General features: G+C 51.5%; 7 protein-coding genes. 4 read left to right on the forward strand and 3 right to left on the reverse strand.

The features are described 5' to 3' along the window. Positions 1–959 (reverse strand): META domain-containing protein (locus tag IGR76_03125; GenBank protein ID MBF2077523.1); only part of this gene is annotated, 959 nt, incomplete at its 3' end. A gap of 210 nt (positions 960–1169) precedes the next feature. Between IGR76_03125 and IGR76_03130 the strand changes: the two genes are divergently transcribed. From IGR76_03130 to IGR76_03140, 3 genes are all read left to right on the forward strand, one after another. Next, positions 1170–2795, forward strand: coding sequence for a DEAD/DEAH box helicase (locus IGR76_03130; protein ID MBF2077524.1), 1626 nt, complete (start codon positions 1170–1172; stop codon positions 2793–2795). A 40-nt stretch (positions 2796–2835) separates the two neighbouring features. Then, on the forward strand, positions 2836–3489 hold the full coding sequence (locus IGR76_03135; GenBank protein ID MBF2077525.1) for a hypothetical protein: 654 nt from the start codon (positions 2836–2838) through the stop codon (positions 3487–3489). Between the two features lie 362 nt (positions 3490–3851). Further along, positions 3852–4058 (forward strand): STAS domain-containing protein, encoded by a 207-nt coding sequence (locus tag IGR76_03140; protein ID MBF2077526.1) that lies wholly within the window; start codon positions 3852–3854, stop codon positions 4056–4058. Between the two features lie 150 nt (positions 4059–4208). Here the strand turns inward: IGR76_03140 and IGR76_03145 are convergent, their stop codons facing one another. Continuing rightward, positions 4209–5018 carry an SDR family NAD(P)-dependent oxidoreductase gene (locus tag IGR76_03145; protein MBF2077527.1) on the reverse strand — a complete coding sequence of 270 codons (810 nt, stop codon included), beginning with the start codon at positions 5016–5018 and terminating at the stop codon, positions 4209–4211. A gap of 712 nt (positions 5019–5730) precedes the next feature. On the opposite strand from IGR76_03145, the gene IGR76_03150 reads away from it, so the two are divergent. Continuing rightward, the gene (locus IGR76_03150; protein MBF2077528.1) at positions 5731–6441 is read left to right on the forward strand and encodes a TVP38/TMEM64 family protein; all 711 of its coding nucleotides are present in this window, start codon (positions 5731–5733) and stop codon (positions 6439–6441) included. 142 nt (positions 6442–6583) lie between these two features. Here IGR76_03150 and pyk read toward each other — a convergent pair. Continuing rightward, positions 6584–7939, reverse strand: a 1356-nt coding sequence (gene pyk / locus IGR76_03155) for a pyruvate kinase (GenBank protein ID MBF2077529.1), incomplete at its 5' end; no start/stop codon positions are given.

The raw sequence follows: 7939 nt of genomic DNA on the forward strand, positions 1-7939 counted from the left end.
AACAGCCACTCTGTACCCACCAAAGACGCGATGAGGTCACTGGGCGTTGATGCCGTCGATCCGATGGGAGAAAAGCGGAGGGGATAATCCGAGGCATCGCTGTAAATCAACAACGAGTCTCCCTCTTTTTCAAATCGCGTTGCAGACTGAAGCACTAAAAAGAACTGGGATTCCTGATTCATCACCGCAGGTTCACACATCGCCATCGTTGCCCCAATAGGACTGAGGCTGAGGGTGTTGCCGTCTACGGTCATGCCTGCAAAGTAGCCGTTACAGCCCCCTTTACCGACAATGCGATCGCTCGATTCAACGGTTAACGTCGTTTGAATATCTGCAGAAACAGGGCTACCGTTTAATTCGTCGAGTTGCCATTCCGTGCCGATTAAGTCGTTGATCATGAGACCTGGAGCTGTATTGCTAGGGGGAATTTGACTGCTGGAGGAGGTTTGCACAAACCGCAGGGGTCTTCTCTGTCCATCGCTGAAGATGCGGAGCGTGCGGCCTCGCTGAACGAACCGAGTTGCGGTTTGGAGAGATGCCAAAAACTGGGTTTCCTGATCCATAATCAATGGTTCGCAGGCCATCATTGTTGACCCGGCTTGTCCTACCGTGAGGGCGTTGCCATCAACGGTAATGGGCGCAAAGTAACGATTGCAGCCGCCACTTCCGACAATGCGATCGCTCGATTCAACCATCAATGTCGTTTGCACCTGATCGGAAACCGGACTGCCATTTAGACGAGTCAATTGCCAATCTGTCCCTACTAGATTTTCGATTGAGGTCGAGGGCTGTCTACCATGCTCAGCACACCACTGTTCTTTCTCTGGCGTCCACACTTCCCGTGTCCGGCAATTGTAGGGAGGTCGCTCCTGAGCAGCGGCCACCTTGGGCAAACTCACTGCTCCCGCTACGCTCAGTCCTAATACCAGCATCATCAACGCCCGATTTCGATTCATCATCGCTCCTAGCACCACCTTGGGTTACAAAAGGTGCCTGGGTGGTCGCTCCATCAGATTCGCGTGGGGCGATCGCACACCAGAACATCCAGATTTCTATCCTGCTTTCATCCTAAAGGGAATTTCCCCGCTACCCGTCCTCGTTTCAAAAATTGACACCGGAAAACGCCCATTCCGTTCCCGGTAGAGTAAACAAGCGATCGCCTCCACCAGATGTGTTGTAGGATTGGAAAAATTGCGGAGCGATCGCCCGTGGTCAACCTTGATGAAAAACCGATCCTCAAAGCACCGATCCTGCGCCCCTACCAGCTTGAGTTAATTCGGGATCTCTACCTCAAAATTCAGCAGGGACATCGCCGCATTGCCATCATTGCTGGGACAGGTGCGGGAAAGACCGTGATTGGAGGTCGCATCTGTGCCGATATAGAGTCGCGCGGCTGTCGGCTCATGTTTCTCGTCCATCTTGATGTCCTGGTGGGGCAGACCTACGAAAAGATGCGCTCCTTTGGGCTGCACTGCGGATTTATTAAAGCCGGATGGAAAGAAGACCCCAATGCCCCCATCCAGATTGCTAGTGTGCAAACGATGGCAAAGCGCGACTGGTGGCAAACCTGGCACGCGGATGTGGTGTTTTACGACGAAGCCCATACGACGGTGTTCAGTCAGGTCGGGCAACAGGTGATCTACGAAACCCATCCCAAGGCGATCCATTTGGCGATGACCGCTACTCCCTACCGTCTGGGCAAAGATCAGTTGGGCGATCACATGGATACCCTGGTGTACTCCCCGGTGCCGTCGGAGTTACAGAAAATGGGTTTCCTCTCCACGATGAAGTATTTTGGGATGCCCAAGGGAACCCAGGTCAATTTGGATGGAGTGCGGACGGTTGCTGGAGATTACGACGAACGAGACTTGAAAAATGCGTGCGATCGCCCCGAATTGATTGAACGCATTATCGAAGAATGGAAACGACTGACCCCCGGAAAACGCACGATCGCCTTTTGCGTAGATATTGAACATGCGCGGCACGTCTCTGAGGGATTTACAGCCGCAGGAATTCCGTCCGCCGTTGTCGAAGGGGGGACGCCGATCAAGGAGCGCCAAAAACTCTATGCTCAGTTAAAAACAGGCGAGATCTTGGTATTGACCTCGTGCAATGTGATTAGCATTGGTTTTGACGAACCGAGCGTAGAGGTGGGTCTATTACTCCGTCCGACTCAATCCAGAGCGCTCCACCACCAGCAGATCGGACGGGTGATGCGGATCTCTCCGGCAACCGGGAAACAGTTTGGCATTATTCTCGATCAGGCCGGAAATCTGCAACGACTCGGTTTCCCGGAAGATATCAAGTCCTACACCTTGCCCACCCAAAAAGAGTCCAATCCGAGTGCGTCTACTCCGGCAAAGCAATGTCCCCAGTGCAACCGTCTGATATGGTCATTTCTGCTGCAATGTCCGGGCTGTGGTCATACTTGGGAATCGGAAACCGAGGTTCTTACGGATAACTTAGTGGAGTTGTTGAGCAAAGAACAATTGCGCCAACTCCTGGCTCAAAAGATGGTGCATTTCTTGCGCCAACAACGTCCCAAAGATTACCGCGATGGAGCCTCATCTAACTGGACAAAACGCAAGTTCTACGATCGCTTTGGTTGTCAGCCGGATTCCGCATGGTTTAGAGGATTAATCTTTGGACAGTCTCCGACGTTGGAGCAGAAAATAGAGTATCGAGATCACCTGATGGCGATCGCCCGCAAACAGGGTAAACCGATTACTTGGGTAATTGAAGAATTTCAAATGGAGTTCGGGAAAGAGGGGTGGCAATCCGTATTTAAGATGTAGAGAGGGGATTTGCGCCCGTGGAGTATGGGAGGTGGGAGGTATGAGATTTAGACCACGACGATTCTTGGCGATCGCTCTCTTATTAGGAGTAGGCGCAACGATCTATGTCAGCACCCAACCTCGCGGTCGGAGACAGCCCCAAATGTTCTCGGCCATTACCTCGCGCTTTCAGAAGAAGCCCGTTGTCGTGATTAATCCAGCGGCGATCGCCCAAGCTCCAGTCCTGAATCCAGAACGCTTCACGGCCTCTCCGGGTGATCCCAACGTTCTGCGCGACTATGACCCACTGACCCCCATTCCCCAGATTGGTAGCGTAACGGTGCGCGGTACGCTGGACGAGGCGACCGATGGCTCCACTATTGAAGACTGCCCGACCAATACCGACCTGTACGCCGTTGCCGAAAGTACGAGTTATCAGATTCAGGTCTGCTCTGCTGAAGGGAATCCGCAACTCCCGAAATATTTTGTGGCGCAGGCGCAGGATGGCAGTGGTACGGTTCGGATCACGAATGAAGAAGTAGACTCTGCACGCCAACTCATTTTTAAGGGCGATCGCGACTGGTATAGTCTCTATCGCGATAGTGCCCACCCAGAAATTACCAACGCCTATTTAGAAATCTACACACCGGACGGTCGCACCTATGCGGAGGCTCTGCTGTCTATCCACGAAAGAGAGTATTCTACTAGTCCTTAACATGCTTCGAAGCTATTGCTAGATGCCCAATCCTAGGGGTGGCATGTTCCGTTCTGATAGTGCTGCCGCTACAATGAATTCACCCCAAGCGTTAGGAGTTGAGTGTCCTGAAATCCAGACCTGAGCCATAGAGTTGAAGTCAGTGGCAAAGACGGCTTCAGACTCAATGCTCCCGAATTTTTACGTGAATTGTTTTAGGGCGTAGTCACAATCTATCTTGTGCAAGGAATCCTGCAAATCCAAATTACAACTCGTCAGGTTTACGAAGTATTGGTAGTCGATATGGAAGGTCGGCTAGACTCCAAATCGGTGGGCTATGGCAATGACGAAATGGTAAAGATTGTTCAGGGCAATTATAAAAAGTGCTCGTCAACCTTGAAAAGCTTGACTTCATAACCAGTGCTGGTTTGCGGGTGTTGCTACTTGCATCGAAATTGCTGCAAGCCTCTGGGGGAAAGCTGAAGATTTGCACCGCTAATGATTCGGTGAAAGATGTTCTCGAAACCTGTGGTTTTGACAGCCTGATAGCGCTTTACCCAACCGAAGCTGAAGCAATCACAAGCTTTTAAGGAATTTGTCCTTGAGAAATCAGCTCTCTACCTGACTGCACGGTAAAGACAGCGGGATCGGTGTCTTTCAGTATTCAGAAGGTGTGCCCTGAAAGAGGTTGTTGCTTCCAGGGCGTCCACCTGCCTACCTCGTTAGCGGCGACCTAGAAACTACAAGCGCTCCAGATTTGAATAGGGCAAGGGTTGTGTGATCTCTGTCGGAGCCGTCAGCAACAGAATTTTTTCCAGCAGCCAGGGTGCTAGTCGATTACACCATACCGCTAGATGGCCTTGCCATCCGACCACGATCTCCTTCGCATCGCGTTTAAGTCCCTTAATCAACGAATGAGCAACGTGCTGCGGCGTCATGGGTACGACCCAACGAAACCAGGCAAAGTTGCGCACCATGTCGGTATCGGTCAGTGAGGGCAGTAAGGACGTCACTTTAACGTTGTATTGGGCAAGCTCACACCGTAGCGCTTGGGTAAATCCCAGAATCGCAAACTTCGTCGCGGAGTACGTCGCCATAGAGGGAGCCGCAACCTTACCCATGAGGCTAGAAACGTTGACAATGTGACCATTGCGCTGGGCGGCCATGCGACGGGCAATCAACCGCGTGACGGTATACATCCCAATGAGGTTGGTGTCGATTTCCTGTTGAACCTGACTGAGTCGCGACTTGAGAAACGGGGATTGATGTGCCACTCCAGCGCAGTTGATGAGTAGGTGGATCGGCCCATAGGTTTTCCAGGTTTGGGCGATCGCAATACTAACCTCGGTGGGCTGGGTTAGATCGAAACAGAGGGGAATTGCTTCCACCCCTAAGGCTCGGATTTCGTCTGCGAGGTCTGCCAGATGGGGATAGCTCCGTGCAACCAATAGAATTTGAGCCACACCCTGATGGGCAAGCTCAAGGGCGATCGCCCGTCCGATTCCGCGTGATGCTCCAGTAATGAGCACGGTTTTGCCTTGAAAATTCATAGTGAAATCAACCTCCAATTCATGAGGTCTTGTGCTGCGATTGACCGTCTAAATCTCAGAACTGAGAGTCCCTAGCCAAGCAGCGCAAGAGGATTAACGAGTGAGTGAAATTCTGATAACAACTTTCTGCTCTTTAGGCAGATCGCCCACGGCTAGAAAGCCTGAGCTGAAATGAAAAACGAAGGGAAAAAACTAACGTGTACGCGATATCAAGTGGTTGCGAATGCAAGATCAACCCAAGGCACAATTGAGAACGTAATTAGGAATGGGGCTACGGAGCTGAAGACGGGGAGAGGCGTATCACCACCAATCCTAGGGATGTGTCAACGGCAGTTCATGGGGAGCTAACCTCCTGAATGCAAGGATCGAGATAAGCAAGTCATCCATACCAGCTACGTTAGCAACGGGATCAATTAGTCGCAACAATTATTTATATAAGCCCCGTCTTGTTACATTTCTTTTAATCATTCTCAGAATTGTAGCCATAAAGATTTCCTAAGAACAACAGCCTCAAACTCTCGCAGCTAGAACTTGTAGGGCACTCATCCATCACGATCAACGGTTGCGAGAGTATGAGAATAGGCAGGCGAGATTAAGCGGACGTTTTAAGAGAGCCTTCCAGCGGAAGGCCAAATTTCGATCTGACATATCGGTGCGACATAAAGATCCGCGATCTCGCTAATATCACCTTTAGATGGCGATCGAGAAAACTATGCCCAAACAAAAACAAATCCGATCCAAGTTAAGTGCTGTTTGTACATTACCTAACCTGGTTTCATTTTCATTCCTGTGCCTTTGCGGCGTGGCAGGGTGGTGGTTTCTAACCCAGTCAGATCTTAATTTTTCCTCTCCAGCAGAATTGGTGCAGTCCATTCAAGCGTTGGGAACGTCGGGTGTAGTTGCCTATATTGGATTCTTGGTTGTGGCGATCGTGATTGGCCCCGTACCGAGTACTCCGGTTACGATTGCTGGAGGACTTGTATGGGGGCCGCTCCAGGCAAGCCTATATGCGGTTATTGGGTTAGCCTTGGGCAGTATTGCAGCCTACGGCATCGGGCGCACGCTGGGGCGGGCAACGGTTCAAGCGTTAACCGGGAAAGTTATCTATTTCTCGAACCATCGAGGCGATAAATACCTAGGATGGCTGGTTTTTGTAACCCACGTCTTCCCATTTCTACCCTATGACTTGGTCAGTTACGGTGCAGGAATTTCTGGGATGTCGTTACCCGTATTTGCCGTAGCGAATGTGTTGGGGCTAGTACCTAACACCCTCTTGCTCACCTACATGGGATCCAGCTTTGGCGTAGGATTGCCGTTTGCCCTGGCCTTGGTGGTCGTGTTTTTTGCGATGCTGCTGATCTTGCCCTGGGGGGTGAGGCGGCATAATTGGTTGGGATTGCGCGATACGATTCGCATTGAGTAACCTGAAGATGCGCCTCAAACAGGTTATAGCTGGCAACAGCTATAACTGTTGAAAATCCTTCCTATCGTAGGAGGCTGCGATCGCCCTTCCTGCTAAAAAGAGAGCGATCGCCTTTATTGACTTTATTGAACTTGCTTAAGAGCTAAAGGGGAATGCTGACCTCTGGCTGGGTTCCGGCGATCGTACCGGAGTAAACCAGCCCCCGCTGCATATCTAGAGTCAGAATTGCACCATCCCGAATAATAGTAGTTGCGTTTTTGACGCCCACAATTACCGGAACCCCCAAGCGCAGGCCAATAACAGCGGCATGACTCGTCAAACTGTCATCCTCCGTGATGATTCCAGAAGCCTTCCGAATCGCTTCGACGAAATCGGCGTTTGTTTTAGGCGCAACTAAGATTTCGCCCGAACTGAAATTACCCACATCACTACCGCTGCGGGCGACCCTTGCCCGACCACTGACCGAACCCTGCCCAATGCCAATGCCTTTACCCAGTACGGCAGTTACCACTTCCACTTTGATCAAATCGGTGGAACCCGAAACCCCCTGAAGCGTTCCAGCCGTCATCACGACCAGATCCCCCTCAGACAGCAGATTCTTTTCCTGGGCTACGTTCAGCGCGGCTTGGAACGTTTGTCCGGTAGAGGGCAAATCCAGGACAAGCAGCGGACGCACCCCCCAAACCATTTGCAATTGTCGAGCGACTTCCACATGGGGCGTTACGGCCAGAATTGGAGTATAAGGGCGGAACTTCGACACATTGCGTGCGGTTGCGCCCGACTTGGTTAGGGTCATAATCGCCTCTGCCCGTAATTGCTCGGAAATGCGCCCGACCGCTTGACTAATCGCGTTGGGAATAGTGCGTCCGGGTTTGTCATCCACGCTCAAAAACGCTGGCCGTTCCTGTTCAATTCGCGTGGCAATGCGGGTCATCGTCTCGACGGCTTGCACTGGATAGGCGCCGACAGCGGTCTCATTCGAGAGCATCACCGCATCGGTTCCATCGAGGATGGCGTTTGCGACGTCGGAAATTTCTGCACGGGTAGCGCGGGGGCTATGTACCATGCTGTCCAGCATTTGAGTCGCGGTAATGACCGGAATGGCCAGTCGATTTGCAATTGAAATCAGACGCTTTTGGAGAATAGGAACTTCTTCGGCAGGCACCTCAACGCCCAAATCGCCACGAGCTACCATCACACCGTCACACAGTGCTAGGATCGCCTCCATTTGCTCGATGGCTTCGTGTTTTTCGATCTTGGCGACTACAGGGGTTTGCTTACCTGCACCGGAAATGAGCTCTTTAATTTCGAGAATGTCTTGGGGATTTCGCACAAAGCTGAGGGCGACCCAATCCACGCCTTGATCTAAGCCAAACATTAAATCCCGGCGATCCTTATCGGTCATCGCTTTGATGGATAGATAAACGCCTGGAAAATTGACGCCCTTGTTGTTCGACAATTTGCCACCCACCACCACACGACAGTGCAACTCACGCTT

Origin of the sequence: Synechococcales cyanobacterium T60_A2020_003 (assembly GCA_015272205.1) — a bacterium.
Taxonomy (GTDB): Bacteria; Cyanobacteriota; Cyanobacteriia; order RECH01; family RECH01; genus JACYMB01.